Origin of the sequence: Mycoplasma testudineum, from assembly GCF_002245785.1 — a bacterium.
Lineage (GTDB): Bacteria > Bacillota_I > Bacilli_A > Mycoplasmatales > Metamycoplasmataceae > Mycoplasmopsis_B > Mycoplasmopsis_B testudinea.
The window spans coordinates 140,717-158,649 of sequence record NZ_NNCE01000001.1 but is presented as its reverse complement, the minus strand read 5'-3'; the positions used below and the strand labels follow the sequence as shown (position 1 = coordinate 158,649).

Here is a 17,933-nt window from a genome sequence, read left to right as displayed (position 1 = left end):
TTTTAAAATCGTTAATTAAACTAAAGCAATAATTGCCATTTTAGTATTATCACCTTGACGTGAAGCCATTTTGATAATTCTTGTATAACCACCGTTGCGGTCTTTGTATTTTGGACCAATTGTGTCAAAAAGATATTTAAGAGCTTCAACATCATTTTTGGTTTTAACACGTCTTAAAACAGCAGCTGCTTGTCTTCTTGAAGCAAGTGTGTTTTTCTTAGCAAGAGTAATTAATTTGTCAACAATTTTTCTTAATTGTTTAGCACGAGCTAAATTTGTTTGAATTTTACCGTGAACAATAACATCTGTAGCTAGACTTCGCATTACACCAGTTCTTCACTTAGTGTTACGTCTATATAACTGTGTTGGATTTGCCATTATAGTTCCTCTCCTTTTTTAATTTCAATTCCTAATGAACCTAAAACACTAATAATTTCTTCAACAGATTTTTTCCCTAAATTTTTAACTGCTGATAAATCATCTTCAGTTAATTGTTCTAAATCGCTTAATTTATTAAGTCCATGTCTTTGTAAAGCATTAGTAGATCTAACAGTTAGACCTAAATCTTTAATATCTTTATTATGATTTGAATTTGAATCAGCTTTTTCTTGATATTCTTCAAAAATACTAATGCTATCTAGATTTTCAATATTACCAATAATTTGGAAATGCCCAATTAGAATTTGGCTTGCTTGTGCCATAACTTCTTTAGCACTTATTGTACCGTTGGTTTGTAATTCAATTTCCAATTTTTCTTCAATATGCACACTTGAAGTATTAATTTCAGTAGTGTGAATTGCTACTTTTTTAACAGGTGAAAAATCACTATCTATAGCAATTAATTGACCTTTTGTAAAAGATGAATTGATGTTACTTATATTTGCATCAATAAAAGCTTTATTTGCTTCAAAATCTACATAACCACGGTCTGCTCTGACAAAAACTTCCATTTGAAATTTAGATTCACCACTAATTGTAGCTATGATTTGATCGGCATTTAAAACTTTGATAATATCAGATTCAAATTTAATATCACCTGCTAATATTTTTGTTCCTTTTGCATCAATAGTCCCTTTGTAGATAATTCCTTCTTCAACCATAGAAGAATCGTAATTGTAATATACATTTTTCATATTTAAAATGATTGATTGTACATCTTCAACTACACCTTTGATTGTGCTAAATTCGTGTTCTAATCCTTTAATTTTAATTGCAAAAGCTGCTAAAGAAGTAATTGAACTTAACATTGTACGGCGTAAAGCTGTACCTATTGTTGAAGCAAATCCTCTTTCTAGAGGTTTGATTTCTAATGTTGTTACATAATCATTTTCGCGTTTAGCTTTATTTTCGTTGTAACTAATTTTTGTCATTTTTCGCATTTATTTCCGCGCTTTCTCACGTTTAAGAACTTTTTTAGGAGGTCTAGTTCCATTGTGGGCAATTGGTGTTATATCAATGATTTCTTTAATACTGATTCCGCTAACTTCGATTTGTTTACGAGCAGCATCTCTTCCTTGACCGATACCTTTGATTTTAACAACTACTTCACTAATTCCGTGTTCTTTAGCTTTTTCTGAAGCCATTTCAGCTGCTTTACCTGCAGCATATGCTGTTTTTTTCTTTGTCCCTTTATATCCAATTGCACCTGAAGAAGATCAAGCAATTGCATTTCCTTTTTCATCTGTAAAAGTAACTAAAGTATTTTGGTGTGATGAATGGATGTGAGCAATACCAGAAGAAATATTTTTTCTTTTAATTTTTTTAGTAGTTGTTGATTTTTTCTTAACAGCCATTATTTACCTTTCTTTCCAGCTACAGTTTTACGAGGACCTTTACGTGTACGAGCATTTTTCTTAGTTACTTGCCCTCTTACTGGTAATCCTCTTCTGTGTCTAATACCTCGGTATGATTTGATTTCCATTAAACGTTTAATGTTTAATTGAGTTTCTCTTCTTAAATCACCTTCGGTTAAATATTCTTTAGCAACTTCACGAATTGCTTGTAATTGATCTTCATCTAAATCTTTAACTCTTGCTAAGTTGATGTCAAATTCTTTAGACTTGTTTTTCTTTAATAATTCATTAGCTTTTGTTGCGATTTCAACAGCTAATGAATTTCCGATTCCGTAAATGTATGTAAGCGAAATAATAACGCGTTTATCTTCAGGAATTTCAATATTTAATATCCGTGCCATAAATTATCCTTGTCTTTGCTTGTGTTTAGGTTGTATACAGATTATTCTGATAATACCTTTACGTTTAATGACTTTACAGTCTTTACACATTCTTTTTACTGAAGCTCTAACTTTCATCTTGTCTCTTTTCTATTTTGTGACGATATGTAATTCGTCCTCTTGTTGGATCTACAGGATTTATTTCGACATCAACAATATCTCCAGGCAAAATTCTGATTCTAAAATTTCTCATTTTTCCTGAAATGTGACCTTTAATAACCATGTCATTATCTAAAATACGAATGTCATATAATTCAGTTGAATGAATTTTTTCGACTTTTGCCTTTAGTTTAATTGCTTTTTCAGCCATTAAATTCCTTTCGTAAGTATGATGGGTTTGTAATCTTTAATTAAAATAGTATGTTCATAATGGCTTGCTTTTTTGCCACTAGCTGCTACTACTGTTCAACCATCTTCGAGAATTTTGATTTTATTATTATCTTGCAAAATCATTGGTTCAATACATAAAACCATATTGTTAGCAATCTTTAGATTTTTATCTAAATTATGTTTATCATCAAAATTCATAATAAAAGGTCGTTCATGTAAATCTTTACCAATTCCATGTCCTGAAAATTCACTTGGTGTAAAACAATTTCTGCTTTTTATATAAGCTCCTATTGCTTTACCTATATCGCCAATTGTTGCACCTTTTTTAATTGCATTTAAACCTGCTTTAAAACTTTCTTGAGCAACTTCTATTAAAAATTCATTTTCTAAATTTGGTTTTGAACCAACACTTTTTGTAAATGCTGAATCAACATTATAACCTTTATAGCGAAGTCCCATATCTATTGATATTAAATCTTCTTCTTTTAAGATTCTATCATTAGGTACTCCGTGGATCAATTCTTCATTTAGTGAAGCACAAATGCTTGCACTAAAGCCTTGATAACCTAAAAAATTAGGTTCGGCATTTCTTTTTATTATTTCGCTAAAAGCAATTGTATCCAGATCTTTTATCGAAATACCTGGCCTTACGTTGTCATAAACAATTTGTTTAACATCTGCCAGGATTTGAGCAGCTTCAGTAATTATATTTATTTCTTGACTAGTTTTAATTCAAATCGATTTAGTTGCCAAAATTTACCTTTTTGATAGTATCTTGAAAAACTGTTTCTGGATTTGAATTAGCATCAATATCAATTACTGTAGTTTTTTGATTTAATAATTTTATCAATGATTCAGTTTCCCTAGCATAGATATCTAGTCTTTTTTTAATTGCTTCAGGTTTATCATCTGCTCTTTGATTTAATGTTGAATTATCAAAATCACATTTTTCTGCTACTTTTGGTTTTTTAAAACTAACATGGTATTGGCGTTTACATAATAAACAATCTCTTCTACCACTTAGTCTTTGTAAAATAACTTCTTCAGCTGCATTTAAATTTCAAACTTGATAATCTTTAGGATTATCTATTGAAAATAAATATTCAACTTGACTAGAAGTTCGTGGATAGCCATCTAATATAAATGCAGAATTATTTTCGTTTAGTTCAGTTAATTTATTTTTAACAATTTCATTTGTAATTGAATCTTGAACATAAGCACCGCTTTCAACAATTTGTTTTAGTTTAATTCCTAGATCTGATTCTTTTTTTATTTCTTCACGGAAAATGTTTCCAGTAGAAATATGTTCATAATGAAATTGCTTTTCAATTTCTTTAGCTAAAGTTCCTTTACCAACACCGGGAGGTCCAAAAATAATAATTTTTTTTATCATAATACTCCATCTTTTAAATTAGCTTCATTTTCGGAAGCTTGACGAGTTTTTTTACTTGTTCTACTTAAGTTTGTAGTTTTTCTTCTTGCTGAAATTTGATCTAATGTTTCTAATGAAACAGATACAAGAATCATCATTCCGGTTCCACCAAAAGCAACTTGAGGCGGAACACCTGCAATTATCATTACATATTGCATTCCAACTATTATTGATAAATAAAATGCACTAAAAAGTGAAAGTCTAAGTACAACATCAATTAAATAATCTTCAGTTTCTTCACCAGGTCTTAAGCCGGGAATAAAAGTTCCATTTTTTCCAAAATCTTCTGTGATACGATCAACTTTTGATTGTTGCAGACCCATAAAAATTGAGAATATAAATGTAATTATTATTAATGCACTTAAACCAATTGGACTAGTAAAAGTAAAATTATTTTCAATTCAATTTCTTACTACAGAAGTATTAGGATCAAGCAATCCTGAAATTAATTGCGGAAATGATAGAACAATGTTTGCAAAAATAACAGGCATGATTCCGGCCGGATTTACTTTAATTGGTAGTGAACCCATTTCAGCTTCATTTCTACTTAAACCAGCTCCTACTTGTTGAATTGGGATTTTTCTTTCGCCTAAATTTACAAGTGTCATAATGAAAAGTAAAAGTAAATAAGCTACTAAATAGATTATGAAACTTAAGACTCCAGTAAATATTGAGCCTTGATCAATACCTAATATGGTATTGTAAGCGTTTTGAAATTGAGTTGGTAATCCACTTGCGATTCCGGCAAAAATTAGTAAACTAGTACCATTACCAACACCTTTATCAGTAATTGTTTCACCTAAAAACACAGCAAACATAGCTCCGCCCGTTAACATTAATGGTAATAAAACATAAATATTAACAATTGTTCCTTGACCAGGAGCAAAAGTAACAATTCCATTATTTCTAGTTAATGTTTGAGTTAAAACTAATGATTGTGGATAAGCTACTAAAATTGATAAAGCTCTAGTTATAATATTTATTTTTCTTCTGCCTAATGGACCGCTTTTTGAAAGCCTATGTAAAGGCGGGAAAAGTCTTGATTGTAATATTGTCATTACTAAAGATGCAGTAATAAAAGGTTGAATCCCTAGTGACATAATACTGAATTGTCTTAATCCACCGCCTCCAACTAAATTTAGCACACTAAAAAATGGAATATTATCTAAGTTATTAGCAGGATTCAAAATTACAAATGGTGCTGTAATAGTTCCTGCAATAACAAATATTGAAATTAAAAACAAAGTTAAAATTACTTTTTTAGTAATAATTTTTTCTGATCAAAAATTTACAAATCACTTTTTTAAATGAAAAAACTTTTCTGCAAAAAATAATGAAAAGGATTCGAAGATTCTTCGTAATCCTTTCATGTTAGATAACCTCTACCTTACCTCCGGCTGCTTCAATTGCTTTAATAGCACTTGAAGAAGCACTGTGAACTTTCAAAGTTAATGGTTTTTCAATTTTACCTCTAGCAAGAACTTTAACAGGTAAAGTTTTATTTGCAAGACGTTCTTGAACTAATAATTCAATATCAACAACTGTATTTGCATCAAATCTTTCATTTAAAACATCAAGATTTACAACTTGATATTCAACATGATTAACATTGTTAAATCCTCTTTTAGGTAATCTTCTGTATCAAGGGTTTTGTCCCCCTTCGAAACCGATTTTTGTACCGCTTCTTTTAGCTTGACCAGATTGCCCTTTTCCGGCTTGTTTCCCTTTTCCAGCAGCATGACCACGACCTTTACGGTGTTTTTCCTTGCGTGAACCAGGGGTAGGTTTTAATTCATGTAATTTAATCATTTTATCTCCCTACTTATTTAGCTACTTTTGAATTTAATGCCTCAACGTTGACGTCTCTTAAGGCAGCAATTTCTTCAGCAGTACGCATTTTTTCTAATGCTCTGAATGTTGCTTTAGCTGTATTCATTTTGCTTCTTGAACCGTATGATTTTGAAACAATGTCTGTGTATCCAGCTAGTTCTGTAACTGCTCTAATTGTTCCAGACGCAATAATTCCTTTTCCTTTTGGAGCAGGTTTTAATAATACTTTTGAAGATAAGTATTTTCCGTCACTATCATGAGGAACAGTTGAACGATTAATAATTGGAACTGTAATTAAATGATTTTGTGCATCTCTAACAGCTTTTTTAATTGCTTCAGGAACTTCATTAGCTTTACCGTGTCCAAAACCAACTTTTCCTTTTTTATTACCAACAATTACAAAAGCAGAGAAACTAAATCTTCTTCCACCTTTAACAACAGTTGTAACTCTAGCAATATCTAAAAGTCTTTCTTCAAATTCACTTACTGGTTTAGCAGGTTTTTTATTGAATTTTCTTGGACCTTTTGATCTTTTAGCTCTTGATTTACTAATTTCAAATTCTTGTGTATCAGTTGAAGCATCATTTGCATTAACTTTACTATCGTTTTGAATTCTAATATTTTTGCGTTTTTCACTTAAATCATTTGTACCACGCATTTTTGGTTCGTATGATCTTTTTTTAGTTACTCCAGCAACACCTGATTGGTTTACTTTTTTAGTTTCGCTCATTAAAATTCAATTCCTTCCGCTCTAAGTACTTCTGCAAAAGCTTTAACTCTACCGTGATATAAATATCCAGATCTATCAAAAACAATTTTGTTGATTTTTGCTTTTTTCATTTTTGTCGCTAATTCTTTTGCGATTTTTTGGGCAGAAGCAATATTTCCATTATATGAATTATCACCTTTTTTAGATGTTGAAACTCCAACTAAAGTGTGACCAATTGTATCGTCAATAACTTGAGCTGTAAAATTTTTGTGACTTCTAAAAACACTTAGACGAGGGCGTTCAGCAGTTCCGCTGATGCGACTGCGTAGCTTCAAATGTTTTTTAAGACGTGCTTGATTACGTGATTTATTTGCCATAATTTATGCTTACTTAGAAGCTTTTTTCCCTTCTTTTCTTCGTACTTTTTCACCTTCGTATCTAATACCTTTTCCTGAATAAGGACTTGCAGGTCTGATTTTTCGAATGTTTGCAGCAAATTGACCAACAATTTGCTTATCAATTCCTTTAACACTAATGTTAACAGGTTTTGGTACTTCAATAGTTAAACCTTGTGGAATAGTTAAATTAACTAAATGTGAATATCCAGCAGCTACTTCTAGTTCTTGACCTTTTAAAGCAGCTTTATATCCAACACCTTCGATTATTAATTTGATTTCATAACCTTTAGATACACCATGAACCATGTTAGCAATTAAAGCATTAGTAGTTCCGTGTAATTGTTTGGTATGTTTTAGTTCATTAACTCTTTCAGTTGTAACTTGATTATTTTCATTTTTAATAACAATTAAATCTGAAAATTGGAATTGTAATTGACCTAAAGGTCCTTTAACAGTTAAGAAATTTTCTTTAGTTAAATTAAATTCAACACCTTGAGGTATAGTTATTATTCTCTTACCGACTCTTGACATACTTATCAGATGTAGGCGATTACTTCACCACCTACTTTTTCCCTTCGTGCTTCTTTATCGGTCAAAATACCTTTTGAAGTTGACAAAATTGCCAATCCAAAACCGTTTAATACAGTAGGAACTTCTTCAGCTTTAACATAAACTCTTAAAGATGGTTTTGAAACTCTTTTTAAGTCAAAGATTGCGCTAGTTGAACCTTTATATTTTAAATCAACAACAACTTTTTTATCTACACCTGAATTTTCAACTGTATAACCGTTGATAAATCCTTCTTTAGTCATGATTTCTAAAATTCTTTGTTTAATTGATGAAAATGGAATTTCTACAGTTTTGTGTTTACGTTTAAATGCATTTTTAATACGCACTAACATATCTGCAATAGGATCTATAATGATTGCCATAATTATCAACTCGCTTTCTTAACTCCAGGAATTTTACCTTCATGAGCTAAATTTCTAAAACATATTCTACAAATTTTAAATTTTCTTAAAACTGAATGAGGACGTCCACATAATTGACATCTTGTGTATTGTCTAGTTGAAAATTTAGGGTGAAGTTTCGCTTTTTCTTTTAAGGCTGTTCTGGCCATTAATTACCCCCTTTGGCAAAAGGTAAACCTAAGCCTTTTAACATACTTAAAGCAGCAACTTTATCATTTGTTGAAGTAACAATAATAACGTCTAGCCCTTTAATTTTTCTAATTTTATCAAATTCTATTTCTGGGAAAATGATTTCTTCAGCAATACCTAATGAATAATTTCCGAATGTATCAAATGATTTAGGATTTAATCCTCTAAAATCTCTAATTCTAGGAATAGCAACGTTTACTAATTTATCTAAAAAAGCTCACATTTTATCTCCACGTAAAGTAACTTTTGCACCCATAGGCATTCCTTCACGTAATTTTCATGAAGCTAAAGATTTTTTAGCAACAGTAGTAGTTGGTTTTTGGTTAGCAATTAAAGTCATTTCTTTCATAACTTCTTCAATAGCTTTTGAGTTAGTAACTTCTCTACCTGCTGTCATATTTAAAACAATTTTTTCAATTTTAGGAATTTGCATTACACTTTTGAATTTAAATTCTTCCATTAAAGCAGCTTTAACTGTTTCAATGTATTTTGTTTTTAACATACTTTGTGCCATTTTCTAAACTGCCTTTCCTGTTTTTGTTGAAATTCTTGTTTTAACTGTTTTACCGTTACTTGTTTTTAATTGGTAAGCAAGTCTTGTGTGTTCGCTTGTTGCGTTTTTACCTTTAGTAGTTGCTAAAGAAACATTTGAAATACTAATTGGTGCTTCAAAAGTTTCTAAACCACCTTTTTGATTTTCTTGATTTGGTTTAACGTGTTTAGTTACAACATTAACACCTTTAACAACTACACGATTGTTTTTAGAATCAAAACGTAAAATTTGACCTCTTTTACCTTTTTCAGATCCAGCTATAACAATAACTTCATCATTTTTTCTTAACTTAGTTTTAAATGCCATAACCTCTCCTATAATACCTCGGTTGCCAATGAAACAATTTTGGCATAACCTTTATCTTTTAATTCTCTAGCTACAGGTCCAAAAACACGAGTTCCACGTGGACTTTTATCATCTTTGATTAACACTACTGCATTATCATCAAATCTAATGTGTGTACCACTTTCACGTCTGATTCCGTATTTTGTACGAACAATAACAGCTTTAAGAACTTGTCCTTTTTTAACAACTGAATTAGGTGCTGCTTTTTTAACTGAAACAACTACGATGTCACCAATTGAAGATTTTTTCTTAATTGAACCACCTAGATTTCTGATGATTCCTACTTCTTTAGCTCCAGAATTATCTGCTACACGAGCTCTACTTAATTCCTGTAACATTATTCACCAGCCTTTGCAGTTTCTAAGATTTTGATTAATCTAAATCTTTTAGTTGCACTTAAAGGTCTTGATTCCATAATTCTTACAAAATCACCTTCACGAGCTTCATTTTTTTCATCATGAACTTGGAATTTTTTAGATGATTTATATCTTTTTGAATAAAGTGCATGTTTTTTGTAAATATCAACAGTTACAGTTACAGTTTTACGATTTTTTTCAGCATCAAAAGCACGGGTAACAATACCTTCTAATGTTTTACGACTATTTCTTTCCATTATTGTGCTCCTTTAATTTGTGCTAAAGCTGTAAGAACTTTTGCAATGTCTTTTCGAATTGAAGCAATTTTATGTGTTTGATCTAATTGTCCAGTTGAGTTTTTAAATCTTAAAGTAAATAATTCAGCTTTAAAATCAATTAACATTTGGTTTAGTTCAACTTCATTTTTGCCAACTATGTCTTTGTATTTCATTAAGCTACCTCACTACTTTTTGTTTTTTCAACAATTTTTCATTTAACTGGTAATTTGTGTCCAGCTAATCTTAAAGCATCACGAGCTATTGCTTCACTAACTCCGTTTACTTCAAACATCATTGTTTGTGCTTTAACAACTGCGATTCATTTTTCAGGATTACCTTTACCAGAACCCATACGAACTCCAATAGGCTTAGAAGTTTTTGAAAAGTGAGGGAAAATTCTAATGAAAACTTGTCCTTCACGACCCATTCTTCTTGTAGCAGCTATTCTGGCTGATTCAATTTGTCTAGCAGTAATTCATGCACTTGTTTCTGCTTGTAAACCAAATTCACCAAAGCTTACTTTGTTTCCTCTTTGGGCTACACGCTTGTCATGTCTAATTCTAAATACTTTACGGTGTTTAGTTCTTTTCGGTTGTAACATGTTTCACCTCGTCACTTATGTCGCCTAATGAAATTCAAACTTTAACTCCAATAGCTCCATATGTTGTTCGCGCTGTTGCAGTTGCATAATCTACATTTTGTCTTAAAGTATGCAATTTCATTTCACCTTCAGAATAACCTTCTTTACGAGCCATATCAACTCCATTAAGTCTTCCTGAAACTGCTGTTTTAATTCCTTTTGCTCCAGCTTTTAAAGTATTTCTAATTGCAAATTTTTGTGCTGTTCTAAATGGACGACGATTTTCTAAATCTGTTGCAATTTGTTCAGCAACTAATTTAGCTGATAAATTCACATCTTCAACATTTCTAACATCGATTGCAATTTTTACTTTTCTGTTTTTAACAGTTTTTTCAAGTTTTGTTTTTAACTCATCTAAGCTTTTTCCGTCTTGACCAAGAATAGCTCCTCTACGTGCTGAGTGAACAATAACTGTGATTTTGTCTAATTGTCTTTTGATTTCAACTTTAGCAATTTGAAATTGTCTAGTTAATTTTTCAAAGAAATTGTAAATTTTTTGATCTTCAACTAATTGGTTTCCAAAGTCTTTTTTATCTGCGTATCAAATTGAGTTACGTTCTTTAGTAATTCCGTAACGGAACCCATTTGGATTAACTTTTTGTCCCATAAATTATAATTCCTTTACATACACACTTAGGTGTGAAGTTCTTTTTAAAATTCTAGTTGCTCTACCTTGAGAGTGAGGTTGAAATCTTTTTAATGTTGGTCCTTCATTAACCATTACATTTGAAATAACTAATTTTGAAGCGTCAAGTCCGTGATTAGTTACTGCATTAGCAACTGCTGAATTAATTAATTTTAAAAATACAGGTGCGGCTTTTTTATTTGTATTTTCTAAAATAACAATTGCTTGTGCTACGGTTTTGTTTCTAAATAATCTTGCTACTAAATTAGCTTTTTGAGAACTAATTCTGTAGGTTTTTAATATTGCTACTGCTTCCATTATTTTTTCTTACCTTTATCATCACCGTGGCCGCTATATGTTCTTGTAGGTGCAAATTCTCCTAATTTGTGTCCAACCATGTCATCAGTAACAAAGACATTAACAAAGTCTTTACCATTGTGAACTTGGAAAGTTAAGTTTACAAAACTTGGAAAAATTGTTGAACGTCGACTTCATGTCTTAATTGGTTTTTTGCTTTTTGATTCAATTGCTGCATCAACTTTTTTAAGTAAATGATCATCAGCAAATGGACCTTTTTTAAGTGATCTACCCATTATTTACTATCCTTTCGACGACGAATAATTAATTTATTCGAATTTTTCTTTTTGCTTCTTGTTTTTACCCCGAGAGCTTTTTTACCTCACGGAGTTAAAGGAGCTTTACGACCGATAGGTTGTTTACCTTCTCCTCCACCATGAGGGTGATCAACAGGGTTCATAACTGAACCACGAACTGTTGGTCTAATTCCTTTTTTACGGTTTCTTCCAGCTTTACCAATAGAAACTAATCCGTGTTCTTCATTTCCAACAACACCAATTGTTGCTCGACATGATGAAAGAATTTTTCTTACTTCACCAGATTTAAGACGTAAAATTGTGTATTTTTCACCTTCTTCACGCCCTAGAATTTGTGCATATGAACCAGCTGAACGAGCAATAATTGCTCCACCACCAGGTTGCATTTCAATATTGTGAATGTTAGTTCCTTCAGGAATTTTAATTAAAGGAAGCGCGTTACCTACAATAATATCTGCATCATTTCCTGAAATAATTTGTTGTCCAACTTGCAATCCTTTTGGACTTAGAATATATCTTTTTTCTCCATCTGCATAAACAACTAATGAAATGTTAGCTGAACGGTTTGGGTCATATTCAATTGACTTAACTGTTGCTGGAATGTTATCTTTATTACGTTTAAAATCGACTAAACGGTAAAATCTTTTAACTCTTCCACCTTTATGTCTTACCGTAATTGAACCACCATTATTACGTCCTGAATTTTTCTTTAATAAAACCATTAAAGATTTTTCAGGCTGGTGTCCACTTAAGTTCTCTTTATAATCAAGAACTGTCATGTGGCGCTGCCCATTTGTCGTAGGTTTTAATTTACGAATTGCCATGATTTTCCTTTCTGCTTAAAAATAATTTGGCATTTTGTCTTCTAAGCATTACTTACTATCGGTTTTAGTACTTTTACTTGTTTTAGATTTAGTTACTACACTTTTTTTAGTAACTTCAGTTTTTTTAGGAGCTACTTTTCTAACTGGTTTATTTGCTTCTTCAGCTATTTTTGAATTAGCAGCTTTTTTAGCTGCAATTTTAGCTGCTGCTTTTGCAGCTGCTTCACTAGCTTTATCTTCTGAAACAACTTTATCTTTCTTAATTGCTTTTGAACTAGTTGAATCTTTAACATCTTCTTCAGGGAAAATATTAATTACGTTACCTTTTTCTAAATAAACAATAGCTTTTTTGTAACTTGGTACAAATCCGCTGAATCTACCAACTTTTTTAGGTTTTTTCTCAACTTTAATAATGTTAACTTTTGCAACTTTAACTTGGAAAATAAATTCTACAGCTTTAGCTACTTCAACTTTATTAGTACGAACATCAACTTTAAAAGTGTAAATTCCTAATTCCATGTTTTTGTAACTTTTTTCAGTTAAAATTGGTGATTTTATTACTTCTGAAACTCTCATTATCCCACCAATCCTTCTAAGTATTTAATTGCGTTTTCATTAATAATTAATGCATCTGATTGAACTAGATCTTCAATTAATATTCATGTAACTTTAGTTACTTTAACAAATGGTAAATTTCTAGCTGACATAAATAAATTTAAATCATCACTAATAATTAAAACTCTTCTTAATTTATCAGCATTAAATGAAGCTAATTTAGTTACTAAAGCTTTTGTTGAAATTTTTTCCATTTTTAAATCATCAACAATAACTGCATTTGCATCTTTTAAATATGCTAAAGCACTATTTAGTGCATGACGTCTAACAGCTTTATTAACTTTAGTTGTGTAATTACGATTTGTTTTAGGTCCTAAAGCTACTCCACCACCTACCATGTGAGGTGCTCTAAGTGTTCCGGCTCTAGCATTACCTGTTCCTTTTTGTCTAAAAGGTTTTTTACCAGTACCAGATACTTCTGCTCTAGATTTAGTTTTATGTGTTGCTTGTCTTCTTGAAGCTCTTTCAGAAATAATTACATCAAAAATAGCTTGATCATATTTTTTTTCTACTTCAAAAATAGTTGATTGAAGTTTTGAACTAGGACTTGCTTTAAGAACTGGCATTTCTTTTTTATTGCTTTTTACATTCTTAACTGCTTTTACATTGACTTTAGTTTCACTTGCACTAGCCATTTTAACATCAACTTTAGCAACAGATTTTTTAGCTACTGGTTTTTCTGCTGCCGCTTTTTTAACAACGCTTTTAGTTGCTGGAGTCTTTTTAAGAGATGGTTTTTCGGTTGCAGTTTTAGTAGTAGCTTTTACTTTTTTATCTTCAGCCATAATTATTCTCCATCTTTCTCAGTTTTAGCTTCTTCAGCTTGTTTTTCAGCAGCTTCAATTATTGTTCGCATTTCTTCAACTGACATATCTAAGTTAACTTCAATGTTATTGAATTTACGTGCTCTTTCTAATAGTTCAGATTTTTGTGATTGAACTTCTAAATCAACTAAAACAACTGGTTGGTTATTTGGTTTTTGTTTTGCATTATCTTTAATAATTACAAATGATTTTTTAGGACCAGGGATTGAACCTTTAACTAATAAAATATTATTTTTAACATCAATGAAAACAATTTCTAAGTTTTGTACTGTACTTTGTTTGTTTCCTAATTGTCCAGGCATAGTCATACCTTTAACAACTTTGTTACCACTAATATCTCCAAGTGATCCTGTTAATCTAACTGGTTGAGATCCTCCACCACCACCGTGTGATTTAGGTCCAATTTTTTGATTGTGTCTTTTAATAGTTCCGGCAAAACCTTTACCTTTACTAATTCCAATAGCATCAACTAGCTGTCCTACTGTAAATATAGATGCATCGACTGTGTCACCTAATTGGTAACCGCTCATGCCTCGTATTTCTTTAACGAAGCGCTTAGATGCCGTATTGGCTTTTTTGAAATTACCTAATTCAGGCTTATTTGCTAATTTTTCACGTTTATCAAATGCAGCTAATTGAACAGCTTCATATCCGTGCTTGTCATTTGTAAGTACTTTAGTAATAACATTAGGTTGTACTTCAATAACTGTAACAGGAATTACATTTCCGTGATCACTGAAAATTTGGGTCATTCCAACTTTTCGACCTAAGATTCCTTTCATATATCCTCTTTTCGTTTATTAATTTTTAATTTTAAAATCAAGTTGAACGCCAGCAGGCATTTCTAATCTTGTAAGCTTTTCTTGAAAAGCCTTATCAGCTTTTTCAAATAGAAAGAATCTTTTGTATGTTTTTCTTTCAAATTGTTCTCTACTGCTTTTATTGACATGCACAGATCTCAATATTGTAAACACTTCGCGTTTTGTTGGCAAAGGGATAGGCCCTGAAAATTTTATTTTTTCTTTAGTTGCTAACGCGGTTATTTTTTTAGCAGCTTCGTCTACAATTTTGTGGTCAAAGCTTTTTAATTTAACTGCTAATTTACTCATAGTTGCTCCTTATGTTCTTATTGAACCAACTCCATGCAAAAACCTGATATAAATGAACAACTCTGTTTGATATATCAGCAACCTTGCACTTCAAAGTCACGTTGTATTTACAATAATACCACAATGTTTAAAATTAAATAGATAAGTTTTTGAATTATTTAGTTATAAAAAAAACTCCACATGGAGCTTTAATATAAATTTATTATAAATAGTTATTCAACTAAATCTTCGTAGGCCTTTCCTGCTTCAATTTGAGCAGTTCTTGTTGGAGATAATGCTCAACTTTCACCTGCATTTCCTTCGGTATAAACAACTCCAACTTGAACACTATGTTCAATTCCATTAAGTTTAAAATTCATTGAAATAACTCTTAGTTTAACAGCGTTATAATCACTTAATAATTTGGCTTTTACTTCTGGTCTAGCCATAAATTGTTTTATTTTAACTAAATCAGCAGAATTTGTATTATCTAGTAATGTTACATTTGTATACAATTGTGTTGCATTTCAACCTATATTAGTACTTACAACTAATCTTGACATACCTCAAGCAATATTATCATCGATAAATCGTAATGTTTTAATTTCATCGTTTTCAAAATTCTTTTGGAATGCATCGAATGAATTAATTACTCTATAAAGACCAGAATTACCTGTAGCTTTTAATAAACTTTCAGTTAAAGCAGCTAGTTGTGCTTTATCACTAATTATTCCAGTAAATGTTATTTTTGATTTAGTTAAAAGATTAATATCAGTTAATTCTTTTCCGTCTGAATTAATATAAACTGTATTATTTCCAACTGTTTTAGTTAAGTAGTATTCTACATCTAATGTAGTTGCATCTGGATCTGGACTAACTTCTTGTAAATTAAATATAACGTTATAACCATCTAAAGTTGTTGGATTTGCGTCTGCAACTAAATCGTTTGCTAATATGTTATTAAATTTAGCCGATAATCCTTCAGAATTATTTCAATTTAATGCTAATTTGGTTCTAATAAAACCTGTTTTTTCAATATTAACAAATTGTTGTACTTGTCAATCAGTGCGCTTAGCTCATTTTTCATATCAAGCTTTAGCTTGTTCATCGATTTGTCTAAATCCACTTATAGTTAAAGAAATTCCAGTAGCTGTTGAATTGTTTTTGGTAATTGTTACATTTGAAAAAGTCAGTGTACCATTACCATCATTTGCAGTAGGTTGTCCTAGTGTTATAGTAGCTCCAAGTGTGTCAACTGTTTTAGCAACATCTTTTAGAAAAGCAGCAAAATTTGGATATTTTACTTGAGTAGCAAATGAATCTTTATTTAGAGTTGTAGTTAAATTTTGTAATTGTAATAAAGCAGCTTTTAAAGTTTCAACATCTTTTTTAGATTGTTCTTCATCTACTGTTGCAAATCCACTAACTGTTATTGTTTTACCAACTTCGTCATCAACACCTGCTACTATTCCTGTTGTTGAATATAATCTATTATCACGCTTCATTCTTGCAGATAAGGTCAGATTTCTATTTGCGTTATTTGCTTCATAAACTTTGATTAAATATTCATCTTTAAATGGGTTTTCTTCAAATCCAGAAATTGTAGCCGGAACTTGTCCTAGTGTAATTGAAGGGAAATTTTCAATCATTTCTTCTCTAGTTAAAGTTGCAGTTCTTAATTCAGAATTATAATTTGGTAATAATCTTACAAAATCTTGTGCAGATGCAGGCTGACTTGTAAAATTATATGTTGCATTTACTCCAGTAAAGTATGTAACAACATCGTCTGATTTATATCCTCAGAAATTAGCAACTTGTCCTACTGCTGATTCATAATCAGTATGTTTTGTTGTTCCATCATTATCGATATAACGATTTGCAGCACTTTGGAATAATACAAATCTAACTATAAATGAACCACTTTTATTAGATGCTTCACTTTTTTTAAAAATTGCTCTTAATTCATAACCATTAGGTATAGAAGGAGCTGCTTCGTTTGCTTTTAATGAATATATAGAATTAGTACTTGGAAGTAAATTAGTTAATGGAGTTATTGATTCAAAAAGTCTTGTATCTTCAGAAGGTGATAAATTAGCTGCTGCATCGATTGCATTTTTAGTAAATTCAGATTCTAAAACTAACACTGATTTATTTAATTTTGCATAAAATTCTGTAACAAGTGCTTTTTGAGTATTTGTATTTACAGTATTTTGACTTAATAAAGGACTTACAGTAATTACTGTAGTTCGGGTAGTTATTCCGTTACTTAAAGTTAATGTAACAGTTGCTGCAGTTGCATCATTATCTTGCGGTGTAACAACTAAAACTTTACTTACTGTTGCAGCACCTAAAGCAATTTTAAAATTAACATCTAATCTTGAAATTAATTCAGTAGTAATTCTATCTGAACTAACTGATTTTGCTCATTCTTCTCATTCTTGTGGAGATTGTTGATTTGCAATTCCTGCTGCAGCAAATGTTTTACCATTGGTATTATTAAAAATGTCATCTAAATTTGCACTTGGCTCTAGATTAGTATTTATATTTCCTACTGTAAATGAAACTTCTTTATTTGATGTTGCATCTGGATAAGATAAAGTTAATTTTAATGAAACAACATCGCCTGATCTATTGATGATGATAGCTTGAATTTTTGCTAAAGTACCTAAGGCACTTGAAAATGAATCTTGCAATAAATTACGTAATCCTGTTGTTCTTTCGTCGACAGTTTTTGTGTTTAAATTTTCAATAGTTTCATTAAATTGGTGAATTGTTTGTGCATTTTTAGTATTAATTGTTTGACCTTCTAAACCTTTTACAATATTTGCTAAAGATTGATCGGCTTGAGATTGTTCTGGCTGTCCACAAGCTATTGCTGCAACAGCGGCAAAACCAGTAATTAGTGGCAAACTAACTCCCAATAATAATTTTCCTTTTTTCATATTCCTTTTATTCCTTTCAAAGCAATAATTTAATTATTTACCTTTAATCGCTCATGGCAGTAAGCTGAGCGCTATTATAAAAAAATAATAATTTTTATTTAAAAATATTTTACCAAAAAACGTAATAAAAAGGAATC

General features: G+C 30.8%; 29 protein-coding genes and 1 pseudogene. All 30 read right to left on the bottom strand.

Translation table 4 applies throughout. The features are described from left to right. Window positions 1–15 precede the first annotated feature (15 nt). Window positions 16–378, bottom strand: coding sequence for a 50S ribosomal protein L17 (gene rplQ, locus CG473_RS00810; RefSeq protein WP_094254408.1), 363 nt, complete (start codon window positions 376–378; stop codon window positions 16–18). Then, complete coding sequence (locus CG473_RS00805; protein ID WP_094254407.1) at window positions 378–1,379, bottom strand: DNA-directed RNA polymerase subunit alpha; 1,002 nt, start codon at window positions 1,377–1,379, stop codon at window positions 378–380. Before CG473_RS00805 ends, rplQ begins: the two co-directional genes overlap by 1 nt. Beyond that, window positions 1,380–1,793, bottom strand: coding sequence for a 30S ribosomal protein S11 (gene rpsK, locus CG473_RS00800; RefSeq protein WP_094254406.1), 414 nt, complete (start codon window positions 1,791–1,793; stop codon window positions 1,380–1,382). Next, entirely contained in the window at window positions 1,793–2,194 is a 402-nt protein-coding gene (gene rpsM, locus CG473_RS00795; RefSeq protein ID WP_094254405.1) for a 30S ribosomal protein S13, read from the bottom strand. Before rpsM ends, rpsK begins: the two co-directional genes overlap by 1 nt. A gap of 3 nt (window positions 2,195–2,197) precedes the next feature. Then, window positions 2,198–2,284: a 50S ribosomal protein L36 gene (gene rpmJ, locus CG473_RS00790; RefSeq protein WP_425320036.1), complete on the bottom strand. Its 87-nt coding sequence runs from the start codon at window positions 2,282–2,284 to the stop codon at window positions 2,198–2,200. Between the two features lie 16 nt (window positions 2,285–2,300). Beyond that, window positions 2,301–2,543 carry a translation initiation factor IF-1 gene (gene infA, locus CG473_RS00785; RefSeq protein WP_094254403.1) on the bottom strand — a complete coding sequence of 81 codons (243 nt, stop codon included), beginning with the start codon at window positions 2,541–2,543 and terminating at the stop codon, window positions 2,301–2,303. Beyond that, window positions 2,543–3,316 carry a type I methionyl aminopeptidase gene (map, locus tag CG473_RS00780; protein WP_208107016.1) on the bottom strand — a complete coding sequence of 258 codons (774 nt, stop codon included), beginning with the start codon at window positions 3,314–3,316 and terminating at the stop codon, window positions 2,543–2,545. Before map ends, infA begins: the two co-directional genes overlap by 1 nt. Continuing rightward, entirely contained in the window at window positions 3,306–3,956 is a 651-nt protein-coding gene (locus tag CG473_RS00775) for an adenylate kinase family protein (RefSeq protein ID WP_094254402.1), read from the bottom strand. The genes map and CG473_RS00775 overlap by 11 nt, the downstream gene beginning before the upstream one ends. Beyond that, window positions 3,950–5,365, bottom strand: coding sequence for a preprotein translocase subunit SecY (secY, locus tag CG473_RS00770; RefSeq protein ID WP_094254401.1), 1,416 nt, complete (start codon window positions 5,363–5,365; stop codon window positions 3,950–3,952). Before secY ends, CG473_RS00775 begins: the two co-directional genes overlap by 7 nt. A 1-nt stretch (window position 5,366) precedes the next feature. Continuing rightward, the gene (gene rplO, locus CG473_RS00765; RefSeq protein WP_425320035.1) at window positions 5,367–5,804 is read right to left on the bottom strand and encodes a 50S ribosomal protein L15; all 438 of its coding nucleotides are present in this window, start codon (window positions 5,802–5,804) and stop codon (window positions 5,367–5,369) included. 13 nt (window positions 5,805–5,817) lie between these two features. Continuing rightward, on the bottom strand, window positions 5,818–6,555 hold the full coding sequence (gene rpsE / locus CG473_RS00760) for a 30S ribosomal protein S5 (RefSeq protein WP_425320034.1): 738 nt from the start codon (window positions 6,553–6,555) through the stop codon (window positions 5,818–5,820). Continuing rightward, on the bottom strand, window positions 6,555–6,911 hold the full coding sequence (gene rplR / locus CG473_RS00755) for a 50S ribosomal protein L18 (RefSeq protein ID WP_094254400.1): 357 nt from the start codon (window positions 6,909–6,911) through the stop codon (window positions 6,555–6,557). The genes rpsE and rplR overlap by 1 nt, the downstream gene beginning before the upstream one ends. A gap of 9 nt (window positions 6,912–6,920) precedes the next feature. Beyond that, window positions 6,921–7,463, bottom strand: coding sequence for a 50S ribosomal protein L6 (gene rplF, locus CG473_RS00750; protein WP_094254399.1), 543 nt, complete (start codon window positions 7,461–7,463; stop codon window positions 6,921–6,923). A 2-nt stretch (window positions 7,464–7,465) separates the two neighbouring features. Then, window positions 7,466–7,864 (bottom strand): 30S ribosomal protein S8, encoded by a 399-nt coding sequence (gene rpsH / locus CG473_RS00745; protein ID WP_094254398.1) that lies wholly within the window; start codon window positions 7,862–7,864, stop codon window positions 7,466–7,468. A gap of 2 nt (window positions 7,865–7,866) precedes the next feature. Then, the gene (locus tag CG473_RS00740; RefSeq protein ID WP_094254397.1) at window positions 7,867–8,052 is read right to left on the bottom strand and encodes a type Z 30S ribosomal protein S14; all 186 of its coding nucleotides are present in this window, start codon (window positions 8,050–8,052) and stop codon (window positions 7,867–7,869) included. Next, on the bottom strand, window positions 8,052–8,606 hold the full coding sequence (rplE, locus tag CG473_RS00735; RefSeq protein ID WP_208107017.1) for a 50S ribosomal protein L5: 555 nt from the start codon (window positions 8,604–8,606) through the stop codon (window positions 8,052–8,054). Before rplE ends, CG473_RS00740 begins: the two co-directional genes overlap by 1 nt. Before the next feature lie 3 nt (window positions 8,607–8,609). Then, complete coding sequence (gene rplX / locus CG473_RS00730) at window positions 8,610–8,951, bottom strand: 50S ribosomal protein L24 (protein WP_094254396.1); 342 nt, start codon at window positions 8,949–8,951, stop codon at window positions 8,610–8,612. An 8-nt stretch (window positions 8,952–8,959) separates the two neighbouring features. After that, complete coding sequence (gene rplN / locus CG473_RS00725) at window positions 8,960–9,328, bottom strand: 50S ribosomal protein L14 (RefSeq protein ID WP_094254395.1); 369 nt, start codon at window positions 9,326–9,328, stop codon at window positions 8,960–8,962. Continuing rightward, a complete protein-coding gene (gene rpsQ, locus CG473_RS00720) occupies window positions 9,328–9,603 on the bottom strand; it encodes a 30S ribosomal protein S17 (RefSeq protein WP_094254394.1) in 276 nt (91 codons plus the stop codon). The genes rplN and rpsQ overlap by 1 nt, the downstream gene beginning before the upstream one ends. Then, window positions 9,603–9,797 carry a 50S ribosomal protein L29 gene (rpmC, locus tag CG473_RS00715; RefSeq protein WP_094254393.1) on the bottom strand — a complete coding sequence of 65 codons (195 nt, stop codon included), beginning with the start codon at window positions 9,795–9,797 and terminating at the stop codon, window positions 9,603–9,605. The genes rpsQ and rpmC overlap by 1 nt, the downstream gene beginning before the upstream one ends. Next, complete coding sequence (gene rplP, locus CG473_RS00710) at window positions 9,797–10,225, bottom strand: 50S ribosomal protein L16 (RefSeq protein WP_094254392.1); 429 nt, start codon at window positions 10,223–10,225, stop codon at window positions 9,797–9,799. The genes rpmC and rplP overlap by 1 nt, the downstream gene beginning before the upstream one ends. After that, window positions 10,203–10,871, bottom strand: a complete 669-nt coding sequence (gene rpsC / locus CG473_RS00705) for a 30S ribosomal protein S3 (RefSeq protein ID WP_094254391.1) — start codon at window positions 10,869–10,871, stop codon at window positions 10,203–10,205. Before rpsC ends, rplP begins: the two co-directional genes overlap by 23 nt. Window positions 10,872–10,874: 3 nt before the next feature. Further along, window positions 10,875–11,207, bottom strand: coding sequence for a 50S ribosomal protein L22 (gene rplV / locus CG473_RS00700; RefSeq protein WP_094254390.1), 333 nt, complete (start codon window positions 11,205–11,207; stop codon window positions 10,875–10,877). Then, entirely contained in the window at window positions 11,207–11,482 is a 276-nt protein-coding gene (gene rpsS, locus CG473_RS00695) for a 30S ribosomal protein S19 (RefSeq protein ID WP_094254389.1), read from the bottom strand. Before rpsS ends, rplV begins: the two co-directional genes overlap by 1 nt. Continuing rightward, window positions 11,482–12,327 carry a 50S ribosomal protein L2 gene (gene rplB / locus CG473_RS00690; RefSeq protein ID WP_094254388.1) on the bottom strand — a complete coding sequence of 282 codons (846 nt, stop codon included), beginning with the start codon at window positions 12,325–12,327 and terminating at the stop codon, window positions 11,482–11,484. The genes rpsS and rplB overlap by 1 nt, the downstream gene beginning before the upstream one ends. A gap of 48 nt (window positions 12,328–12,375) precedes the next feature. After that, window positions 12,376–12,903 (bottom strand): 50S ribosomal protein L23, encoded by a 528-nt coding sequence (gene rplW / locus CG473_RS00685; protein ID WP_094254387.1) that lies wholly within the window; start codon window positions 12,901–12,903, stop codon window positions 12,376–12,378. Next, window positions 12,903–13,727, bottom strand: coding sequence for a 50S ribosomal protein L4 (rplD, locus tag CG473_RS00680; protein WP_094254386.1), 825 nt, complete (start codon window positions 13,725–13,727; stop codon window positions 12,903–12,905). Before rplD ends, rplW begins: the two co-directional genes overlap by 1 nt. 161 nt (window positions 13,728–13,888) lie before the next feature. Continuing rightward, window positions 13,889–14,548: pseudogene (gene rplC / locus CG473_RS00675) on the bottom strand (50S ribosomal protein L3); the annotation flags it as partial. A gap of 18 nt (window positions 14,549–14,566) precedes the next feature. Continuing rightward, on the bottom strand, window positions 14,567–14,875 hold the full coding sequence (gene rpsJ / locus CG473_RS00670; RefSeq protein WP_094254384.1) for a 30S ribosomal protein S10: 309 nt from the start codon (window positions 14,873–14,875) through the stop codon (window positions 14,567–14,569). Window positions 14,876–15,087: 212 nt separating this feature from the next. After that, the gene (locus tag CG473_RS00665; RefSeq protein ID WP_094254383.1) at window positions 15,088–17,796 is read right to left on the bottom strand and encodes a hypothetical protein; all 2,709 of its coding nucleotides are present in this window, start codon (window positions 17,794–17,796) and stop codon (window positions 15,088–15,090) included. Window positions 17,797–17,933: the final 137 nt, after the last annotated feature.